The following is a 20060-nucleotide window of genomic DNA, read 5'->3' on the forward strand; positions in this document are numbered from 1 at the left end:
CCTACTGGTCCTGCAACAGATCGAAGTCGGGCGCACCCTGCGTCGTCTGCTGCTCCTGCTGGTTGGTCTGGCCGAGCGCCGCGGCGCGCGCGGCAGCAAGCTGCGCCGTATTGCCCTGGGCTTGCGACTGTGCGATGTGGTCCTGCATCTGCTGCGCGACCTGGCGTTGTACGAGTGCGTGCAGGTCGACCATCTCGCCGGCCAGCACATTCGACTGCTGGTTCAGCATCTGCAGGCCCTGCACGGTGCCCGTGACATCGGGAATCTGTGACTGGATCTGCTGCAGGTTCTGCGCACGCTGCGCGAGCGTGTCGAGGTTCTGCATGTCCTGTGTCAACTGCTGCTGGTAGAGACCACCGCGCGTCGAGGCGAGCGACGTGTAGGCCGACAGCCACTGTCCGGGCGACATGCCCGTCGAGTTCATCTCGGAAAGGCTGCGGCCAAAGAGCCCGTTCGTCGCACTGGCCGCTTGCTGCAACTCGGTGACGGCGGTGGACAGCGACTGGAAGCTCGTGATCTGTGAGCGGTAGGGGGCAATGGTCTGATCGATCAGTGAAGCGGGAACCTGCTTCAGGTTCTGGACCATCGTGACGTACTGCTGCAGGCGGGTGATCTGCGCCTGGACGTTCTGCTCGACCATCTGCGCTTGCTGGGCGACTGAAGAAGCCAGTTCGGCATGGTTTAGTAGCTGTGTGATTTCGGTCGCGCCACCGGTGAGGCCACCGCCGGCGCGAGTCGCGCTAGTGTGCAGGATCAGGGAAAGGGCGGCGACGAGCACGATGCCACGAGCCATTGGCTTATGCATGATGGACCTCCTGCCCGGATGCTGAAGTCGCACCCGTGCTGGCCTGTCCCATCGCTTCCTCGATGTAGTGTTCCCTCCAGTCGGGGCGACCGGCGTGCAGGTACCGGTCGAACATAAGCTGGGCGCTCATCTCCGATCGCAGGATGGCGATCGACATGGGGTCGAGCGGCACCGAGATACGGCGCGACGCACCACCCTGTTCTGAGATGAAGTAGTCGCGTTTGGCGACGAGCTGCTGGATCGCGCGGATCTGCCCGTCGGACAGGCCGAAATCGCGCTGATAGGCGGCTTTCGCCGATGGGGTGAAGTTCTCGACCGGCACGAATACGCGCACGAGCACGTTGTCGCGGATCTGCGGCCAGATTTTCGAGGTCGACACCTGCTCGGGCGATTGCGCATCCATCCAGACACAGCCGAGCTTCTTGCGCATCGTGACAATCCAGTTGCCGATCTGCGCGGCGAAGGCATCATCGTCCAGCAGGTTCCAGATTTCCGGCAGCATCACAAGCGTAGGGCCGATCACGTCCGTGGCGCGCCGCTGCTCGAGCGAATCCTGGATGCGGTACGTCACGTACGACAGGAATGGCCGGGCGATGGCTGGACTGGCGAGAATCCGGTCCGTCGCCATGGATACCCACTGGCCGGAGTTCGAGCTATGGTCGAAACCGTCGCTCACGTTGTCGAAATAGTGCGCATGGACGGCGGACCCGACCCACAGCGCCAGCTCGTCGGCAAGCAGACCGGCCGGTAGGGACGCGTGGACCGTGCGCAGCCGCCACAGGCGTCGGTCGGCGCGGCTGCGTGTGGCGGCGAGCGCGGTTTCCAGCTCCCGGCGATCTCCCGCGGTGACACGGTACGTCCCGCGCTGCTGCACGAGCATCACAATCCATTCGACGAGGAATTCGCGGTGCCGGAGGTCCGCGAGCAGCACGAGCGGGTTCATCTGCGCGCGCTCGTCCGAAGAAGTTCCGGCTGCGCCATGATCGAACTGCAGGTAGCGCCCGCCCTGCAGGATCGTCGGGATGCGCATGGAGAGGTCCTTGTCGAACCCGTACAGCCACGCATTGGGATACTTGCGGAACAGCGTCGCACACAGCAGCATGAAGATCGTCTTGCCGAAGCCGGTACGCCCGCACACCAGCATGTGCCCGACGTCAGCAAGGAACGCGGTGAACCAGTAGGGTGTGCCGAACTCGGTCGGGAATGCGGCGAGCGCCGGACAGAGGGTGCCGGTTTCCTTCGTTAGGTGTGCGTTGATCCGGTGTCCGTCCGATACGCCGCGCAGCGGTAGCAGGCGTGCCAGTGTGGCCGTGTCAATGAACGACCATCGTGCGCATTCACGCCACATGCCGGGGATGCTGGTCGCGAAGGCCGAGAACGCGTGCAGGGTTTCGCGAACCGGCGTGAAGTGCGCTGCGCGCAGCGCTTCCTCGACGGCCCGATGTGTCGTGACCGTCTGCGCCCACGCTGCTTCGACTGTGATGCCATCATCAAATGGCGTGGTCTCGAAAACGGGTGAAAAGGAAAGGACCGACAGGTTGTAATACCCATACATCTCTTCGGTCATCTCGACCTTGCCGATGCGCCGGTTAGCGTCGTCTGCGGCAGTGGAGCGGGACTGGTTCTGGCGTGCGCCGGACGTGTCACCGCCGCGCAGCGTAGCGGCCAGCAGCGAACGCGTGTCGAGCCGCCGCCCCTCGTGATAGCGCCGTACGCTGTCGATGAAGCGCATCGCGGCGGTCGGCGTGGTGAGCCGGAAGCAGTGGCTGACCGTCAGCTCGCCCGGCACCTTCAGCAGGCCGTCGAGACTCGTGGGCAGCACGCTGTCCGGCCAGAAGTCACGGCGAGCGGGAATACCTGCGGCTATCGCGAAGCGCTGGCGGCCGTGCGAGTAGAGGTGCAGGTAGTCGTGACCGGGACGGACCTCTGTGTCGCACATCGCGAGGTCCAGTGCCGGAATGTCCGGGATCGGGACAGCGGCCAGATGATCGCTGGGTGGCGAACAGCAGGCGTGCATGAACGCACCCAGCGCGTCGCCCTGAAGCCGGTGGCAGGCAAGCCGCGGGTTACCCGCAGCGAATCCGGACAGGATGTTCTCGAAGGTCTCCACGACGGCGGCCAGCTCCGAAGCGGTGTACGCGAACAGGTACTGGTCGGAGAAGGTGCCGCGCACGGCCTGTACCATCGCCTGGACGATCGACAGACGGTCGTGCGTCATGCCGTGCGTGACCTTGCCCGCAAACCGGTCGATGCCGACCTCGGGAGCCAGCGCGAACGTAACGAAGTGACGGTTCGCATAGTTCGCACCCCGCTCGAATGTGTCGCGTTGGGCGTCATCGACGCGTTGCGAAACGGGGTCCGGCATCGGTACGCTCAGGTACCGCGCGCTGCGGCGACGGTGCACCGTCCACCAAATCGTCACGGGCCGGCGCGCGATGTCGCGCAGCGACGTGACCAGGTTCTCCATCAGTTCGAGGACGTGGCCAGTCGAGAGCGCATCGGCATCAGGGCCCGAGAACTCCCAGGTCGCCATGACGGACGAGTCCTTGTTGATGATCAGCGACTCGCTGAAGCGGAACAGCCACGGCACCATCTCGGCGGTGGAGCGGCGGTCGCCGTCGGTGCGCTGCGCGACACGCGCAAGCGACTCGGCGTCGAATGGCGAGAGGGTCGTCAAGGATTTCAGCACGGCATCCCCCGGGCGAAGCCTTTGGGACGGGCATTGATCTTCTGGCGCAGCAACGGCCGGGGCTCGTAGTAGTCACCCTGCCGGCTGTATTTCATATAGCAGCGGATCTGGTCGGGGTCGCGCCGCACGGCGAGCCACAGTACCGGATGCGTTACCAGTACCGCGAGCAGCACCCAGCCATTGCGCAGACCTGCCGCGAACGTGATGACGATGGCGCCTTGAGCAACGCACCATCTGCGGTCGATGCCGAGCAGCAGGAACGGTTCGAGCATGGTCTTGCGGATGCGCGCTGCAAGCGGGTCCGACGGATCAGCCGGATCACTCAAAGCATCGTGGATGGCCGGGCGAGACGTTTCCATATCAGCCTCCGTCAGATGCTGCCCGTGCACGCGGCGCCGTGATTGAACACCTGCGCCCAGAGCAGTGGCATGTTCAGGATGGCCAGCGTGCCGAGCACGCCGCGCAGCACGTGTGTCTTGATGTTGCTGCGTCCGTCATCAAGCAGCCACAGTACGATCGAGCCGACGAGCGCGGAGAGCGAGACGACCTCCAGCAGTTCGTTGTCGAGCACGTCCTGATACACGGTACACAGCCCGCCGTTCCAGATGCCGGCGTGGGCGACGGCGGGAATGGTGCCGAGCCAGAGGGCTGCAAAAAGCAGACGCAGCGCGTGGTGGTGACGGGTGACAACGGTTCGCCACGCAGCGTGCAGATCCATACAGTGGTGGCGCAATGCAGCGATGACGCGGCCGGTGTTGCGAGCCAGCCGACCGCGCTGATATTGCTCATGCATGGACCTGCTCCTCGTGGGAGGCGAAGCGGGAGAAGAGGCGTCGGGTCCGGTAGCGGCCACCCTCGGCGCTGAGCACTTCGCGGATTTCGACCGGACCGCGCACCGCACCCTGACGCTCGGCGTGCACGAAGAACCGGAACGTGGAGGCGATCTTCTGGCGCAGGTCGTCGATCGACAGGAGCCGCCCTTCGTCACTCATTCGGATGAGCGACTCCAGCCGGGCCGGGGCGGTGTCGGACGAGTCGGCATGGAACGAGACAATGGAGCCGGGATGTCCGGTGTTCAGCGCTTCCATCAGGTCGAAGGCTTCGGCGCCGCGGACCTCGCCGACGATGATGCGGTCCGGGCGTACGCGCAACGAGAAACGCACAAGATCGCGGACTGTGATGGCGAGATTGGTCTCGAACGCGACGTGATTGGGCGCGTGCACCTGCAGTTCCGCCGTATCCTCAATCGTGATGACGCGATCAGCCTGCGGCATGGCGTCGATCATCGCGTTGAGCAGCGTGGTCTTGCCCGACGAGGTGCCGCCCGAGAATGCGATGTTGATGCGTTCGCACATGACCCATTCGAAGAACTCGCACAGGGCGGCGCCGCCGGAAGCCAGACACTCCAGAAGCGCGGAATTGCGTCGGCGCGCAGTCAGTGACTGAGCACCCGGCAGCACGTCGAACGCTCCGCTGCGCTCGTAATCTGAGAGTCCAATGCGGCGGCGCGAGTGTTTGCGGATCGACATCATGTCGCCGTGGACGGCGACGGGATGCCGGGCGGCAGCGATGCGAAGGCCGGGCAGGCGCGCGTCGAGCAGTGGCGTCTGTTCCTTCGCATTGACGTTGGCGAGGATCGTGATGGAGCGGTCCAGTGCATCCGGATCGAGCTCACAGCCGGCGACGTACGCCATGCTTCCGTTGCGCTCGACAAAGATCGCGTCGGCGCGGTTGACCATGATCTCCTGCACGTCGGGATCAGCGAGCATCGGTTGCAGGGGACCGAGATAGTCGTTCAGCACCTCGATCGCATATTCGTAGGTGAGCCGGCTCATTGACCGCCTCCCCACGTGAGGGGCTGGAACAGCTTCGCGATGAGCCCTGGGGTCCGCGTCGCAGGTGTAGCGGATGGACTGGGCGGAGAGGGCGGCAGGGGCGAGACCGTGTTGAGCGCGCGATACACGCGACGCGCGTACGCCATGCGCTTTTCGTGCGTCGCGGCGTTGTAGGCGCCTACGGCATCCCAGTTCAGGCCGAGGCGGCGCAGGTTCTGCGACAGGATCCATGCGCCGACATAGGCATTCGTACAGCGGTTCCAGAGGTCCGCGCGCGAGACACCTAGGCGCGAAAGCGTCGGAAGCCAGCGGCTGTTGATCTGCATCAGTCCGATATCGGTGCTGCCATCGGTGTTCAGATGAACGACGTTCGCGTGCTGTCCGGATTCGACGATGGCAATCGCACGCACGAGCCGCGCGTTCACGTGATGAAAGCGCGCGGCGTCATCCATACAGTCGGCCCGGCAACTGAAGGCCAGTCCACCCATCACTGCACCCGCCAGAACGATTCGCACATGCTTCACCTTGACCTCGTGCGTTAGCCACCATCCCACACTGCACCAGTGAACGGAAAAAGAGCCTGCCTGACGCGGGGAGCATTCCGGCAGGCCAACAGCGCGCGTCGGCCCAAGGGGGAGCGGACCGACGGGTTCACTGTAGGCAGCGACGGCTTGCGCATGGGCCGGATACCTGCCTGCGTACGCGGGCAGGACAGCAGTTTTCCTGCTGACTGCCCGTCAAGCAGATCAACCTATGTGGGCTGTCCAGCACGATGCAAAGGCGTTTGTGAAAGGCTGCAAAGGAAGGGAAATAAAAGGCGGATAAAAGGGAAGGGCCCTATCCAAAGGCCGCGGGTGAAGCTTCGGATGAGACGCTTCACCCGCTGAAAGGACCAAAGGGTGAAGGGCAAAAAAGGGTGTTGCGGCAAGGGAGAAAAACGCCGCGGCGCACGCCGCACAAGGCCAGGAAAGGGGCACCCGGTTGACCGTGTCCGCCTGTGCGACATGACTGCATGCGACGACCGGTTGTCGTGCAGTCATTCCAGACTGTGAGTCAGGGCGGCTGCGTACTGTGGAGATATGAAGCGAGGTGTTGCGTACTCCGCTTGACCTGGATTTTCCAATCTTCCATCACCACGACAACCCTAGATGGCACCCAGTAACGCCCTGACCTGGCTGGGATTCTCTTCGCCGGCTTCGCAGAAGCTGCCGATACCCTCGGCGTCCGTTGCCGCATCGGGGTCACGGCGGCCGCCTCCGTCTGCGCAGCATCTACCGGTACTCGGATCGGGTGAACTCCTTGTGCGAACCGGTATGCAGGGCACGGTCCGCCACATTGAATCCAGCCTTGGCCTGTCGGTCGAGAGTGAGCAGAGGGACGTCGCCCCGCTAATCCAGCAACTGACGGAATTCGTTCAACTGCTGCCAGCATCGGAATCTCACCACCACGCGCAGCCCGGTGGCCTGCTGATCCATCTGCTCGAGGTAGCGTGGTACGCGCTGCATTTCGGCGAGGGCTACCGCCTGCCGCTCGGTGCCAGTCCCGAGGACCAGTTGCAGCACGGTGCGCGCTGCAGCTACGCCGTGCTGGTGGCCGCGCTACTCCACGACATCGGCAAACCCCTGGCAGACCTGAAGGTTGAAATCGTGAGCGGCACGGCCGCGCGGCCTTGGGTACCGCTGGCGGGCAGCATGAAAGAACAGGGCAGCGAGTGGTACCGGGTAGATTTTCCGGAACCATCACAACGGGGTTATGGCGCGCACGAGCGGCTGTCCATCGTGATGCTTCAGCGTCTCGTTCCGTCGGTTTCGCTCGGCTGGCTCGCGCAGTATCCGCCCGTGCTGGACGAACTCGCTGCGTATCTGTCCGGCTACGCTGCGGCGAAGGACGGGGCGCTCGCGAAGATTGTCGGCGAGGCGGACCGGCTCTCGGTAGCGCAGAACCTGCTCACGGGTCCGCGCACCCGGTTTGCAACGGCCCGAACGGTTCCGCTGATCGAGCGGCTAATGGGCGGACTGCGCCGGCTGCTTGCCGAAGGAGATGTGCCAATGAACCGTGCGGGCGCCACCGCCTACTGCGACGGCGAATCCCTGTGGTGTGTGGCGAAGACACTCGCCGAGGCCGTGCGGGGCTATCTGGCGCGGAACGAACAGCAACAGCCTGGTGCGGCTGGTATCCCGGCCGACAATAACCGGCTTTTCGACACGTGGCAGGAGTACGGAGCTCTCATTCCAGCGCGGGAAGGCGGCGCGATCTGGACTATCGAGGTTACGGTTGGGACCTGGAAGCAGACCTTTACGGTCCTGCGTTTTGCGCTTGAGCGGCTGTACACCGACGCGGGTCAGTGTCCCCACGCACTACCGCCCGGCGCGGTACGGGTGGTCGAGGCCGGCACGGATGCGGAACTGACGTCGGTAGAGGACGCGGAACTGTCAACGGCTAACAGTGCTGTAGATGTACAGTCCATTTCCGTGGAGGGGAGCGAGCCGGAGCAACGGGGACCGGCGGATGCAACTGCGGTCCATGGGGATACGCCCATGTTGCTGGTGATGTCCGACCTTCCAGACGTGGCAGTCGACGAATCTGTGTCGGTATCAACCGCAAATGTCCCGCGGCCGGTTTCGCGTATCGGGACGCCAGATTTCCTGCCTGACACAGAGAGCGCTTCTGCCTTGCAGGCGGAAACGGCTCGCCACCGGGAACAGCCAGGCCCGGTACCGGACCAGGTCACGTCGCCCATGCGCCCGAAACAGAAAGCGAGGGTGCCGGTGCGGTCGGTCGCTTCACGGGATGGAGGACGGCAGCCGCGACCGAACGCCGAGCGTTTCATGGCCTGGGTGCAGGAGGGCATTGCGAGAGGCGCACTGCCGTACAACGAGTCGATGGCGCGTGTGCACTTTGTGCGCGAAGGCATGCTGCTCGTCACTCCCGCTGTCTTCCGGGATTTTGCGCAGGCCCACCCCGAGGCGATCGAACAGACCTCCACCGATGACGGACGAACGCCGGAACCCTGGAAACAGGTGCAGCGCGATTTCCAGAAGTCCGGCTATCCGGTGGCGGCGGATTCGGATGGGGTCGCACGCTCCTATCTTCTGCACTACACGATCAAGGGCGCCGGCGGACGGCAACTGTCCGTGATGCTCGTGCCGGAGCCCGAGCGGTTTTTCAATCCGGTCCCGCCACCGAACGCAATGATCCAGTCGAAGCAGAAGGTGGCGCAGGCGGACGACCTGCCGCAGCCGTAGGCGCGTCGGGCGGCAGTGGGGCAGCGATGGCCTATCCAGTCGAAAACCGTTTTCGCCGACCCGTTGAACTGCTGTCGTCAGTTGCCGCGCTCGTCGCAACCTGTGTGCTCTGGTCCCATCCCGCGCTGTTCCTTGTGACCCCTGCGACCGGCGGTGTGACAACCCTCGGGTTGCTCGTCCTGGCCTGGGTGCGTGCAAGGCAGGCCTGGCAACTGATCCGTTTCCAGCGCAACCTGCGGTGCCTTCCGCAGTATGTGATTCCGGCCGCGATGATTCCGTGCTCGAACAGGGAAGTGTTTCTCGGCCGCGGCTTCCGGTGGGGTGGCATCCACACCCAGCGCCTGTATCAGGCCCGTCTTCCCGAGAACCGGCGACTGCTTGCGCGCAACGATCTCTACGATCACGCGCGGGATCACGAGCGGCGTTATCCCGACGGACGACTCGCGCAGATCACGCGCCGTCAGGTCTGGTGGAATCCCGTCGCGCCATTGCCTCCCGTTGGCGGCGATCCCGCGCTGCACGGGGTCGAGCCTGAGGAGCGCGATGTGTGGTTCCATCTGGGCGAGCGTGTCGGCCATATGGCCGTCCTTGGCACCACGCGCGTGGGCAAGACCCGGCTGTGTGAGGTGCTGGTCGCACAGGACATCCGTCGCGGCGATATCGTGATCGTGTTCGATCCGAAGGGCGACGTTGACCTGCTGCTGCGCATGTATGCGGAGGCGACGCGTTGTGGTCGGGAGAGCGAATTCACGTTCTTCCATCTGGGCTACCCGGATAAATCAGCACGCTACAGCCCGATCGGCACCTACTCGCGGATCACGGAGGTCGCGACCCGCATTGCGGGCAACCTGCCGAAGGAGGGGCAATCGGCCGCGTTCCGTGATTTTGTCTGGCGTTTCGTGAACGTGATGGCCCGTGCGATGAGCGCACTCGGTATCCGTCCGACTTACGAGATGATCTACCAGAATGCGGTGAACATCGACGGGCTGGCGCTGCGCTACTTCCGTTTCTGGCTTGATCGCGATCACCCCGGCTGGGAATACGGTCTGGAGCCGCTGGAGAAGGAAGAGGCGAAGCAGGCGATGCGTCTGCAGCGCAACCAGGAGGTGCTGCAGGTTGCAAACCTGATCCGTCAGCAGGGTTGGACTGACCCGATCGCGAATGGTCTGCTGTCGGTCATCAGCAACGAGCGCTCGTACTTCGACAAGCTGATCTCATCTCTCTATCCGCTCCTGGAAAAGCTCACCACTGGCCGTACGTCGGAGCTGCTGTCGCCCGACTTCAGCGATCCGGATGATCCACGTCCGGTATTCGACTGGAACCGGGTGATGGACCGCGGCGGTATTGTCTATGTCGGGCTCGATGCGCTGTCCGACTTCGAGGTCGCAGGTGTGGTCGGCAATGCGATGTTCGCGGATCTCACGTCGACCGCGGGGCGCATCTACAAGTATGGACACAGTTATGGTCAGAGCAGCGTCAGCGGCAAGCGCCGCGTATCGATCCATGCAGACGAATTCAATGAGCTGGTCGGCGACGAATTTGTGCCGATGGTGAACAAGGCCGGCGGAGCCGGCTATCAGGTGACGGCCTACACGCAGACGAGCGCCGATGTGGAGGCAAAGATCGGTTCGCGCGCCAAGGCCGAACAGATCTTCGGCAACTTCAACACGCTCGTGATGCTGCGCATCAAGTACGTCACGACCGCGAAGATTCTCACCGACCAGTTGCCGATGGTCGACGTCAGGACGCTGACGCTCGTCTCGTCAGCGACGGATGCGGTGCGGCGGGGCGAGGGCGTGCATTTCACGGCGCAGACGCACGACCAGATCTCCGTACGGCCTGTGCCGACGTTGCAGCCTTCCGATCTCACGCAGTTGCCGAAGGGGCAGGCCTTTGCGCTCATCGAAGGCGGCCAGCTGGTCAAGGTGCGGCTGCCGCTACTGGAGGAAAACGACCCGATCATGTTGCCCGGACTCGACGAGGTGGTGGCCGATATGCGGGCGAAATACGCGTCCTACGTGCAGGCTGTATCGCCGTTCGACGACGCGGGTGGCGTGGCGCCGCACGCTATCGGCGGCGCGGTGGGCAGCTTTCTGCCTGTCGGCACCGGTGCCCAGCCGTCGGCCAACGAGCCTTGGGCGGTCGAGGGCAAAGGCGCCGGGTTCTGAGAGGAGCGGGCATGAACGCGACGCGCCGGGATGGCAACGCCGACGGTGTGAAATCGTTCTTCTGGATCGTCGATCTGACGATCCATGGGCTTCTGTGGCTGCTGCTCGCATCGCTCCTGTCGGTGCTCGCCGATATCGCGGCGGCCCACTTTTTTTGGGTGGACGATCCGGTGGGGAGCATCGAGGCGCTGGTCCGCTATTACCTTGATCAGACGTCGGATCGCGAACTCGCGAGACGTGCCGCGGACCTCGCGTACTGGAGCTGGTTTGGCTGGACGGGCGTCGATGCCTCGGCGCGGGCGTGGCAGGCCGGCACGTTGCCGGAGCGGGGACTCGGTTCAATGCTGCACCCAGCATTTGCCGGATCGACACGCGAGGTATTGATCGTCGCGATGGCCGGGATAAAGCTGTTCGGCGTTCGCGTCTCGATGCTGCTGATGACGATTCCACAGTTCGTACTTGCGAGCGCGGTCGCACTCACGGATGGGCTGGTGGCGCGTCATGTCAGGCGGGCGCAGGGAGGCCACGAATCTGCGACCCGCTATCACCATGCAAAGCATGGTCTTGCATTCGGCGTGATACCTCTGACTGCATTCCTGTGGCTCGTGGTACCGCTTTGCCTACCGGTGTACCTCCTATTCTGGCCGGTATCGGTAATGATGCTGCTCGCAGTGTGGAACATGGCCAAGTACTTCAAGAAATATATATGAGCGCCTCCCGTTTGCTAGGCCGTCGTCGTGCTGACTAACAGGATCGATTGCAGCTATATATTCGGCCTGAATGTAGCGAATCCTTCTGGCACTGGCCCTAATGGAATCCGCTGACCCACACCTCATTACACGTGCGAACTCGAGGTTCAGTATTTCTTTCAGGTTTCGTGAGTCCCGGTCTGACCTGTCTTGCCATTACGTACGCTGCCTGTGCAACCTTCCTGAGTTCAACTCTTTAGGAATCTAAAATATCTGCCACGATTCGTTCAAGCCGGTTTCGCGCGCATATGATCTCTATCGTACGGTTGTTCGTGAGCCAGGACGGCCCAGATCAGCCTTGCCATCTTGTTTGCCAATGCGACTGCTACGACGTTGATCGGCTTTCTCTCCTTGAGCTGGGTCACCCATGCGCTAGGTTTCTTTGCGTGCAGGAGGACGCTGTGAGCCCCATTTACCAGGAGCGTTCGTAGATACTGATCACCCCGTTTACTGATCCCGTGCAAGTTGATCTTGCCACCCGAGCCGACCTGTCTGGGCGCTAGGCCAGCCCAGGCAGCGAATTCCCGCGCTGAGCGGAATGCTTTAGCATCCCCCATTGATGCTACCGCAGCCGTCGCGGTCAGGAATCCTATACCGGAGATCTCGCTGATGGCTTTGACGGCCAGGTCGTTCTTGCTCAGTTCCCGTATCCGCCGTTCCAGAGCATCAATTCTCTGATTCAACGCGTCGATCTGGTTGAACTGCTCACGTAGACTCTCGATCAGCACGGCAGGCAACCGTTCAGACAACCGGGAAAGTGCCTCGGGTATCGCCCTCGCAAGGCTCGCCGCGCCAGCACCCATCACTTCGCCATACTCGGCCAACAGTCCGCGCAGAGCGTTGGTCTGCATCAACTTGAACTTCATTAGTTGCGAACGCATGCGATGTAACGCCAGCATCGCCTGCTGCATTTCGGATTTCACGGCGACGGCTTTGCTGGGCTGCTGAACCGCACGCCAGATTGCATGGGCATCTGCCACGTCATTCTTGTTCCGGATATTGAAGGCTTTCACAAACTCACCGGGCATCAGCTTGACCTGATGTCCCATCGAAATAAGCCGCCTCGCCCAATGATGGGCGCCGCCACTTGCCTCCATACCAACCAGGCATGCAGTGCGATTCGCAAAGAATTCCAGGAACTTGGCTCGCTTGATGGCTTTGTTTACGACCTCTCCGGTCTCTTTGTCCACGTAATGCACCTGAATGACGCTTTTAGCGATATCGACACCGACTGGCATTGGCTTCATGCTCGCTCCTTGTGCTGAGTTCAGAAACACCTACTTGCATTTGGAAGTTTCGTACCTTGATGCAGTTTCATTCATACCATGTTGCCTGAATCAGTCATCGCGGGGTGGGAGGCGCTCATACCATTACACGTAGGTCGCAATTGGTCACCCTATACTTCACGTCGACAATGAGAGAGAGGAAAGGCAGGTCATGCAGCGACGTGTGGTGGTCCGGCGTTCGCCCGTACATGGGCGGGGCGTATTCGCGCTTCGGGCGCTCGAACCCGGTGAACGGATTCTCGAATACAAGGGAGAGCTGATCGCCTGGAAAACAGCGGTTAGGCAATACCGGAAGCAGGGCGCATCCGGTCACACCTGGTTCTTCGGCCTGTCTGACGGACGCGTGATCGATGGTGGGCAACGGGGAAACAGCGCGCGCTGGCTCAATCACTCGTGCAATGCAAATTGCGAGGCAGTCGAGATCGACGATCGCGTGTTCATTCATGCATCAGCGGCAATTGCGTCTGGCGATGAGCTGTTTCTGGACTACCAGCTGATGACCGACGAACCGCACGACGACGAGATCAGGCTGTGCTATGTCTGTCGGTGCGGGGCTCTCGGATGCAGGGGGACGATGCTGGTAGCCAGTGATGCGTAATTTCCGCAAGGGAGATCAGTGACCCTTGGGAAAGGGTCGTGCCGCTTGCTCCGTTGCTGCGGAGCGTTTGGCAAGCCACGCTTCCAGTTCGGACTCACGCCACCCAGTCGCACGCTCACCGATGCGTATAGGGCGCGGGAACTCTCCGCGGCTGATCATCGAATAGATGGTGGCTCGGCAGAGGCCGATTCTCTTGACGACGTCCTTCATGCGCATTACCTGGTCCATTTTGCTCGACTCCGGGATGCCCTGGTCATGTTCGATTATCCATGGAGCCCGTCTCGCTGCAATGGACACGAGGGATCGACATCGTGATGGAACAGGTGAAACGATGAGCTTGCCAAGCGTATCGACCGTGCGATGTGACAGTTTGAATTTACACTTTGTTACCGCTTTGTTGGCCAGAGACGTCTCGAACAATTCCGGTTGATAGGGCTGAACGACACGAGGACCTGTGAAGTTCTCCAGTACACTGATGCGTACGCCGAGTAGCCGTAGGGAACTCTTCAGCGGGATGTTTTTCTGACATTCAGTGGCTGCACGGCGTATGGTGGTTCGTTTCGCTATTTTCGTTTTCAAGTGCTCAAAGTTCCGATCCGCAAGAACACACATGAGGAACATATGGTATTTGTAGAAACCTGTCGAAAGAAAACGGGCGCTACTGGCGTGAAGCTTCTTGAGGTCCATTTGCTGAAGGCTCACGAGCAGATTCTCGGTGTAGTCGAGAAGGTTCTGACGCGCTAGCCACGGCGGTGATTTGTAGGCCTCATATCTCTGCACCGATAGATTAACGCCGCGTTTCCTATGAAAGGTCCTGTGGCGGCAAGGCTGTCTGATATGCTGAAGTCACAAAGGCGGAGGTGGCACGATGAAGGAAGGGAGCAACGCGCTGGCCTTACCCATTGGACGTCATGCTGCTGTGCGTTCGCCAAGGCGCAATCTTGCCTAATTTGAGGCTTAATCGGTGAAAGTGGCGGCGGTGCAGTCCGAGAATATCTACGCAGCGCCCTCCGGCAGATCGGGACGTAGTTCGGCCTCAATCTGATCGATGCTCGGCAAGCGAGTTTCCAACGACGGCGGTACCTCACGAATTAGTTGGTACTCGGCCACGCCCATCGGTTTGGCCACGCCGCGCAACGCATATTCCGCGACGAGCCGGTTCTTTTCCTTGCACAGCAGTAGTCCGATGGTCGGCTGATCTTCGGGAGCCTTGACTTGCGCATCGATCGCGGAAAGGTAAAAGTTCAACTGGCCCGCGTATTCGGGCTTGAAGGGCGTAGTTTTCAGTTCGACGACGACATAGCAACGCAGCTTAAGATGGTAGAAAAGAAGGTCGATGAAAAATTCATCGCCACCCACCTCTAGCCGATATTGGCGCCCCACGAACGCGAACCCCGCACCCAGCTCGAGCAGGAAGCGCGTAATGTGCCGCGTAAGTGCGCGCTCGATGTCGCGCTCCTGAGCGCTCTCCGTCAAACCCAGGAAGTCGAAGATATACGGATCCTTGAGGGCGTCGCGCGCGAGATCGGATTGCGTAGGTGGCAGTAGCTCAGCGAAATTCGTGATGGCGTTGCCGGCGCGCGCATGTGCAGCCGTCTCTATCTGCATGGTCAGTACGCTGCGCGACCAGCCGTGTTCGAGCGCCTTGGCGGCATACCACTCACGATGCGCGGTATCTTTGACCTTGTCGAGCAAAGTGCAAAGGTGGAACCACGGAATTTGTGCAGCAGGCTGCTGCACAAATTCCGGGTCCGGCCACGCTTGGGCAAGGGCCCGCATATATTTCAGGTTACGCGGCGAGAAACCTCGCATATCCGGGAATGCAGATTTCAGGTCGCGCGCAAGCTGATCAACGACGGCGGCTCCCCATCCCTGTTTCTGCTGCCGCTGAAGGATATCGCTCCCGATTTGCCAGTACAGCTTGATCAGCTCCCGATTCGCATTGGCAACTGCACGCTGACGAGCGCGCTCGACGCGCTGTTTCAACTCGGACAGCCAGCGGCGGTAGTCCTCACTTTTTGCGAGGTTTGTCAGGTCATTTGTCATACGTTGCGGGCGCGACCCACTAATCGTTAGATCATCAAAAGTCAATTATCCGGTTGGTGGCATGAGGCCGACAAGGCCCAACGGCCAACTGGCCGAAACAAAACTATAGCATCGTACTTTATCAATTCAGGTGATAATTTATCTTATGTAAAATTATATGCGCACATAAACTCATGCTGCGACGCGAACACCAGTGCAAAGCGCTAGCGATCCCGCGAGCCGCCCCCCCCCCGTTACTATCTTCCTGCCCCGATAATCGGGGCTTTGGCCAGCCAGGCCCGGTATGATTCCCGCCCCCAGTCGCAGTCATGATCCGGGGGGTGTTGTCGCCGGGCTTGGTGGGTGGCTGGTGATCGCTGATAGGGGTTTGGCCGGGATATCCCGACGCCGTCCGTAACGTGGGTGCCGAGACTTGCCACCGCTGTTGCAGGCTAATCCGTTCACTCTGCACAAACTGCGATGCAAGACACACAGCAACGTGATGCCGTCGATGTCTTCGTCGGAGTCGATGTCGGTAAAGGCCAGCATCACGTCGTCGCACTCGATCGAAACGGCAAGCGTCTGTACAACAAGGCGCTACCCAACGATGAGGTCAAGCTGCGTGCCCTCATCGCGGAACTCAAGACTCACGGTCGACTCCTGTTCGTCGTCGATCAGCCTTCCACCAGCGGCGCGCTTCCAGTGGCCGTCGCCCGAGCTGAAGGCGTACTCGTCGCCTATCTGCCGGGACTGGCCATGCGCCGCATCGCCGATTTGCATGCAGGCGAAGCCAAGACCGATGCCCGCGATGCCGCGATCATTGCCGAAGCCGCCCGCTCGATGCCGCATACGCTACGCTCGCTTCGATTGGCCGACGAGCAACTCGGCGAGCTCACCATGCTGTGCGGCTTCGACGATGATCTCGCTGCTCAGGTCACTCAAACCAGCAACCGCATTCGCGGCTTGCTCACCCAGATCCATCCGGCGCTCGAGCGCGTTCTCGGACCACGCTTCGACCATCCGGCTGTGCTCGATCTGCTTGAGCGCTACCCGTCGCCCGCCGCACTTGCCGCTGCCAGCGAGAAGACGCTTGCCAACCGCCTGACCAAGCTCGCACCGCGTATGGGCAAGAACCTGGCGGCCGAAATCGTTCAAGCGCTGAACGAGCAAGCCGTGATCGTGCCCGGCACGCAGGCCACCACCATCGTCATGCCACGCTTGGCCCAGCAACTCGCCGCCTTGCGCAAGCAGCGTGACGAAATCGCCGCCGAAGTTGAGCGACTGGTGCTTGCTCACCCTCTTTGGCCGGTCCTGACCAGCATGCCTGGAGTCGGCGTCAGGACCGCCGCCAGACTCCTGACCGAAGTCGCCCATAAAGCCTTCGCCTCCGCCGCGCATCTGGCGGCCTACGCTGGTCTCGCGCCGGTCACCCGGCGCTCAGGCTCGTCGATCCGTGGCGAGCATCCATCCAGACGGGGCCAACAAGGTGCTCAAGCGAGCCTTGTTCCTCTCTGCCTTCTCGGCCTTACGAGACCCAGTCTCGCGGGCCTATTACTCGCGCAAGATCCAGCAAGGCAAGCGCCACAACCAGGCCCTCATCGCACTGGCACGGCGACGCTGCGACGTCCTGTTCGCCATGCTGCGTGATGGCACCATTTACCAACCCAAGTCAGCCCCTAACACTTGATGAAAGACATAGGGACCCCCCTCGCGACGAACTGGTCGTGTCCGCCCACCAACGTTCGCAGCGTTGCTGATTTTCTTATGTGCATTGATTGGTTGGATTCGGGCACTGGCGAATTTAACGTGAACGTCCGCGGCCTATGAGCCGACACCGCTTACGTTTCTCCTCTCCAGGAGCCTCGCATGAGTGCAGCCGCATTGCACGAAGTACAGCCGATCGAAATCAACCCGCTGTCGGCGCATATCGGCGCCGAGATTCACGGCGTCGATCTGACGCGGAAACTACAGCCGAGTTAGGTCGCGCAGATTCGTGCGGCCTTGCTGAAATGGCGTGTGGTGTTTTTCCTTCAGCCGGTACGAGTCGCCGGAGATCGGTACGACGTGCGCGTGATGAGGCAGCCGGTCGGGGAGCGTTGCCGTGAGCGTCGCGTCGTCGGCGAAAGTCTGATCCCACTGGCCGAACGGAAGATTGCTGGTCAAGACCAGCTCGAGATAGCCGAGGTCGCGTTTCGCGGCCATCTGACCGAGGTGCGCAATCTACGTGGGCAAGTGCGGCAGGTTGAGTTGTTTGTACAGCACGGCCAGTCGTCCGAGCTGCGGTGTCATGCGCTTACCTCGTTTGCGCGGCTGAACGCGTCGTAGATAGACAACGGGGGCTACAACGGTTTGTTCCACTCCGACGTTGCGTACCGTGATGCTGGTTTCGGCTGCTGATGCAGCGTCGCTCCCGTTCTAACAGATCGTCCCACGTATGATGCCGGTAGTGGCAGAAGATATGGCCGCTCCTCAAGTAACATCTCGGCCGGAACTCGTTTGGTAGTGCGGTGCATACGGACGTTGGCGATGTCCCGCAACTACAGTATGACACGCTCATTGCACAGGCCGCAGTCGGCCGTGAGCCCTGCCTGTTTGAGCATTGAAACCAACGGGACCCAGAAGCTGTGGCGCAGGTATCCGTTCATATGCTCGACCTTGCCCTTCGTCTTCGCGCGGTATGGCCTGCACACGCGAGGCATGGACCCTTGGTGTTTTGGCAAAGCCCGCGAACCCAGGATGATATCGGTGCTGTTTCTTTCCATAAGCATCGCGTTTCAGGATCACCGTCTTCATATTGTCGTACACGATCTCTTAGCGTCGATTTTTAGGTACGCTTGCGGATGGGGTACGAGTACGGATGAACGAGTACGAGATTCGAGGCTGAGGGTAAAAGCGCAACCGATGTCGTAAGGGTTCGCGCATTGATTTCTTCTTCCGACAGGGATTTTGAAACGCGACGCACAACCCATGCTTCCAGACATACTGGACGAGGGTCATCGGGATGCTGCATTCCCCAGGAAACCTCTAAAGAATCGCCTAGTGGGAATTCCAGAACGAGCGAGTCCACAGTAAGGGGTACCAGCTGACCTGACGCATCTTGGATGTACGCTTTGATTTGCTCTGGATTGGCTATGCTACCTCCGGTGAATGTAAGATGGTGCGTTAGTGCAAGACCGCTGGCATCTTCCATGGCAGCAGCTCGTCGTAGTCGTCGACGCTCTTTGCTAGCGGGGGGCGCTAGAACAGCTAGGGCGGTATCGGTATGGATCGATGCCACTGATCTTACAGATCTCGGCGAGCGAGTACAGATGGGCGTTCGCACCGTTGACTGTGTCCGAGAACAGCTACCCGCGGCCCCTTATTACAAACGGGCGAATCGAATTTTCGCAGGGATTGTTCGATATGGGCCAACTACCGTCCTCAGTATAACGGACCAGCTTTCGCCACTGCTCGCGCAGGTACGTCGGTGCCTTGCCAAGCGGGCTCTGAGGAACAACGTCAGGCGATTGCTCGATCATCAGCCTTTCGATGGCTTCTAGCACATGGGCACTTACCGCCTGCGCATGCGCTGCCGCCGCACCGCATTCCAGCCTTGAGTGCGCGCCTCGAGGCAAACAACTTTCCGATCAGCTTGATGAAGCGCGTCGCAAGCAGATCGGGCGAGCGCATGAGCGTCGCGCGTGCGGAAGCGTTCGCTTTCAGGCAGTGCGTGTCGCACGACCTCACGCGGCAAACCGGGATCAAGCGGTTTGCAGTGGCCACGTCTGTTGCGCGTGTGTGCGCCGGCCTTCGTTTCTGGCGTATCTTCTTGGGCGAGAGTCGCACTTTTGTCGAGTACTTCGGCTTCATTGAACAGGCCGAGCTGGTCTGAGCGGCGCGCTTCACTCTTTGCGCCGAACAGTTCACGACTGTAAGCTCGTAGCCGTTCTTCCGCAAGCCTCTTCGTGTTCGAGCCCGAAGGGCATCGTGCTCTTCGCGAATCGCGAGCAATGCATTGAGTTCGTCAGCGGTGATGGAGACCTTGATCGGCATACCCGTTAGACGGGTATGCCGACGCAATGGTCGGCTCACGCGCGGATATTCCCGCTTCGGATGTTGTCGCTGGATTACTGTGATATCGTCGCCGCTGAGCAATTTATGCAGGACATCTACTGTGAGCGTCACGACCTCCGTCTTGTTGTCCGGCCAGATGAAATGGTCTGCCTCGAGTCGCTTCATCATTAACCAGAATCCGTTGCCATCCCAAGCAAGGATCTTGATCCAGTCACGACGCCGGTTTCCGAACACGTAGAGAAGAGTCCATCGGGCTCAGGCGTATGGCCCGCTCGACGAGAATCGATAGACTGTTCATGCCATGACGGAAATCGACAGGACCCCGATGCAGGTAGACCTTCAGGCTTTCGTCGAACCGGAACACGGCATCCTCCCCGGCATCTGCATGAGCGTCGTCAATTCATTCAGGCTCGCATCGCCAAAGTCAGTTTCCATCCCATCGGGCAGCCTCACATGCCCCCCGGCGACATTGTCGATATCGACGCAGGTAGTGCTGGGGGCGTTACGAGCATGGGCGGTGGCGAAGAGATGACCGGCACGAACGCCGACGCGGTACCCGCGCTCAAGGTGTGAGCACCTCGCTGTGCTGGAATGTCGATCGAGACGC

Annotated in this window: 13 protein-coding genes and 6 pseudogenes; 6 read left to right on the forward strand and 13 right to left on the reverse strand. The window is 61.1% G+C overall.

Annotated features, from left to right (window positions below; translation table 11 throughout):
* Nucleotide 1: 1 nt before the first annotated feature.
* The 6 genes from B9Z01_RS32615 to B9Z01_RS32640 form a co-directional block, all read right to left on the reverse strand.
* The gene (locus B9Z01_RS32615; protein ID WP_244196213.1) at nt 2-805 is read right to left on the reverse strand and encodes a conjugal transfer protein TrbJ; all 804 of its coding nucleotides are present in this window, start codon (nt 803-805) and stop codon (nt 2-4) included.
* Nucleotides 798-3398 carry a VirB4 family type IV secretion system protein gene (locus B9Z01_RS32620; RefSeq protein WP_420814751.1) on the reverse strand — a complete coding sequence of 867 codons (2601 nt, stop codon included), beginning with the start codon at nt 3396-3398 and terminating at the stop codon, nt 798-800. Before B9Z01_RS32620 ends, B9Z01_RS32615 begins: the two co-directional genes overlap by 8 nt.
* Before the next feature lie 89 nt (nt 3399-3487).
* The gene (locus B9Z01_RS32625; protein ID WP_085489672.1) at nt 3488-3853 is read right to left on the reverse strand and encodes a VirB3 family type IV secretion system protein; all 366 of its coding nucleotides are present in this window, start codon (nt 3851-3853) and stop codon (nt 3488-3490) included.
* 11 nt (nt 3854-3864) lie between these two features.
* Nucleotides 3865-4287: a hypothetical protein gene (locus B9Z01_RS32630; RefSeq protein WP_143809126.1), complete on the reverse strand. Its 423-nt coding sequence runs from the start codon at nt 4285-4287 to the stop codon at nt 3865-3867.
* The gene (locus B9Z01_RS32635; protein WP_085489673.1) at nt 4280-5329 is read right to left on the reverse strand and encodes a TadA family conjugal transfer-associated ATPase; all 1050 of its coding nucleotides are present in this window, start codon (nt 5327-5329) and stop codon (nt 4280-4282) included. Before B9Z01_RS32635 ends, B9Z01_RS32630 begins: the two co-directional genes overlap by 8 nt.
* The gene (locus tag B9Z01_RS32640; protein WP_244196214.1) at nt 5326-5844 is read right to left on the reverse strand and encodes a lytic transglycosylase domain-containing protein; all 519 of its coding nucleotides are present in this window, start codon (nt 5842-5844) and stop codon (nt 5326-5328) included. Before B9Z01_RS32640 ends, B9Z01_RS32635 begins: the two co-directional genes overlap by 4 nt.
* Nucleotides 5845-6477: 633 nt before the next feature.
* On the opposite strand from B9Z01_RS32640, the gene mobH reads away from it, so the two are divergent.
* From mobH to B9Z01_RS32655, 3 genes are read left to right on the forward strand one after another with little or no spacing between them, the layout of a single operon-like run.
* Complete coding sequence (mobH, locus tag B9Z01_RS32645) at nt 6478-8574, forward strand: MobH family relaxase (protein WP_085489674.1); 2097 nt, start codon at nt 6478-6480, stop codon at nt 8572-8574.
* Nucleotides 8575-8600: 26 nt separating this feature from the next.
* Nucleotides 8601-10742, forward strand: coding sequence for a type IV conjugative transfer system coupling protein TraD (gene traD / locus B9Z01_RS32650; RefSeq protein WP_085489675.1), 2142 nt, complete (start codon nt 8601-8603; stop codon nt 10740-10742).
* 11 nt (nt 10743-10753) lie between these two features.
* Nucleotides 10754-11452 carry an IncC plasmid conjugative DNA transfer DtrJ family protein gene (locus tag B9Z01_RS32655; RefSeq protein WP_085489676.1) on the forward strand — a complete coding sequence of 233 codons (699 nt, stop codon included), beginning with the start codon at nt 10754-10756 and terminating at the stop codon, nt 11450-11452.
* Nucleotides 11453-11718: 266 nt separating this feature from the next.
* On the opposite strand, the gene B9Z01_RS32660 is transcribed toward B9Z01_RS32655, so the two are convergent.
* Nucleotides 11719-12738 carry an IS110 family RNA-guided transposase gene (locus tag B9Z01_RS32660; RefSeq protein ID WP_085489677.1) on the reverse strand — a complete coding sequence of 340 codons (1020 nt, stop codon included), beginning with the start codon at nt 12736-12738 and terminating at the stop codon, nt 11719-11721.
* A gap of 190 nt (nt 12739-12928) precedes the next feature.
* Here B9Z01_RS32660 and B9Z01_RS32665 point away from each other — a divergent pair, with 190 nt between their 5' ends.
* Complete coding sequence (locus B9Z01_RS32665) at nt 12929-13375, forward strand: SET domain-containing protein (protein WP_085489678.1); 447 nt, start codon at nt 12929-12931, stop codon at nt 13373-13375.
* A gap of 15 nt (nt 13376-13390) precedes the next feature.
* Here B9Z01_RS32665 and B9Z01_RS36480 read toward each other — a convergent pair whose 3' ends face one another.
* Both B9Z01_RS36480 and B9Z01_RS32675 read right to left on the reverse strand, forming a co-directional pair.
* Complete coding sequence (locus tag B9Z01_RS36480) at nt 13391-14077, reverse strand: helix-turn-helix transcriptional regulator (RefSeq protein WP_244196216.1); 687 nt, start codon at nt 14075-14077, stop codon at nt 13391-13393.
* A gap of 294 nt (nt 14078-14371) precedes the next feature.
* Complete coding sequence (locus B9Z01_RS32675) at nt 14372-15421, reverse strand: PDDEXK nuclease domain-containing protein (RefSeq protein WP_085489679.1); 1050 nt, start codon at nt 15419-15421, stop codon at nt 14372-14374.
* 459 nt (nt 15422-15880) lie between these two features.
* On the opposite strand from B9Z01_RS32675, the pseudogene B9Z01_RS32680 reads away from it, so the two are divergent.
* Together B9Z01_RS32680 and B9Z01_RS35235 are read left to right on the forward strand one after the other, a co-directional pair.
* Nucleotides 15881-17087 (forward strand): annotated as a pseudogene (locus tag B9Z01_RS32680) (IS110 family RNA-guided transposase).
* A 179-nt stretch (nt 17088-17266) separates the two neighbouring features.
* Nucleotides 17267-17377, forward strand: a pseudogene (locus B9Z01_RS35235) (TauD/TfdA family dioxygenase); the annotation flags it as partial.
* On the opposite strand, the pseudogene B9Z01_RS36485 reads toward B9Z01_RS35235, so the two are convergent.
* The 4 pseudogenes from B9Z01_RS36485 to tnpB all read right to left on the reverse strand — a co-directional run.
* Nucleotides 17366-17569, reverse strand: a pseudogene (locus B9Z01_RS36485) (ATP-binding protein); the annotation flags it as partial. The pseudogenes B9Z01_RS35235 and B9Z01_RS36485 overlap by 12 nt on opposite strands.
* Before the next feature lie 170 nt (nt 17570-17739).
* A pseudogene (locus B9Z01_RS32690) lies at nt 17740-18211 on the reverse strand (IS21 family transposase); the annotation flags it as partial.
* A gap of 351 nt (nt 18212-18562) precedes the next feature.
* Nucleotides 18563-19432, reverse strand: a pseudogene (locus tag B9Z01_RS32695) (IS66 family transposase).
* Between the two features lie 102 nt (nt 19433-19534).
* Nucleotides 19535-19751, reverse strand: a pseudogene (tnpB, locus tag B9Z01_RS32700) (IS66 family insertion sequence element accessory protein TnpB); the annotation flags it as partial.
* Between the last annotated feature and the right edge of the window lie 309 nt (nt 19752-20060).

The organism is Paraburkholderia susongensis, from assembly GCF_900177725.1.
GTDB lineage: Bacteria > Pseudomonadota > Gammaproteobacteria > Burkholderiales > Burkholderiaceae > Paraburkholderia > Paraburkholderia susongensis.

Coding starts and splice junctions, on each gene's coding strand:
- B9Z01_RS32615 (WP_244196213.1), bottom strand. CDS start 805: ATGCATAAGCCAATGGCTCGTGGCATCGTGCTCGTCGCCGCCCTTTCC.
- B9Z01_RS32620 (WP_420814751.1), bottom strand. CDS start 3,398: ATGGTGCCGTGGCTGTTCCGCTTCAGCGAGTCGCTGATCATCAACAAG.
- B9Z01_RS32625 (WP_085489672.1), bottom strand. CDS start 3,853: ATGGAAACGTCTCGCCCGGCCATCCACGATGCTTTGAGTGATCCGGCT.
- B9Z01_RS32630 (WP_143809126.1), bottom strand. CDS start 4,287: ATGCATGAGCAATATCAGCGCGGTCGGCTGGCTCGCAACACCGGCCGC.
- B9Z01_RS32635 (WP_085489673.1), bottom strand. CDS start 5,329: ATGAGCCGGCTCACCTACGAATATGCGATCGAGGTGCTGAACGACTAT.
- mobH (WP_085489674.1), top strand. CDS start 6,478: ATGGCACCCAGTAACGCCCTGACCTGGCTGGGATTCTCTTCGCCGGCT.
- traD (WP_085489675.1), top strand. CDS start 8,601: ATGGCCTATCCAGTCGAAAACCGTTTTCGCCGACCCGTTGAACTGCTG.
- B9Z01_RS32655 (WP_085489676.1), top strand. CDS start 10,754: ATGAACGCGACGCGCCGGGATGGCAACGCCGACGGTGTGAAATCGTTC.
- B9Z01_RS32660 (WP_085489677.1), bottom strand. CDS start 12,738: ATGAAGCCAATGCCAGTCGGTGTCGATATCGCTAAAAGCGTCATTCAG.
- B9Z01_RS32665 (WP_085489678.1), top strand. CDS start 12,929: ATGCAGCGACGTGTGGTGGTCCGGCGTTCGCCCGTACATGGGCGGGGC.
- B9Z01_RS32675 (WP_085489679.1), bottom strand. CDS start 15,421: ATGACAAATGACCTGACAAACCTCGCAAAAAGTGAGGACTACCGCCGC.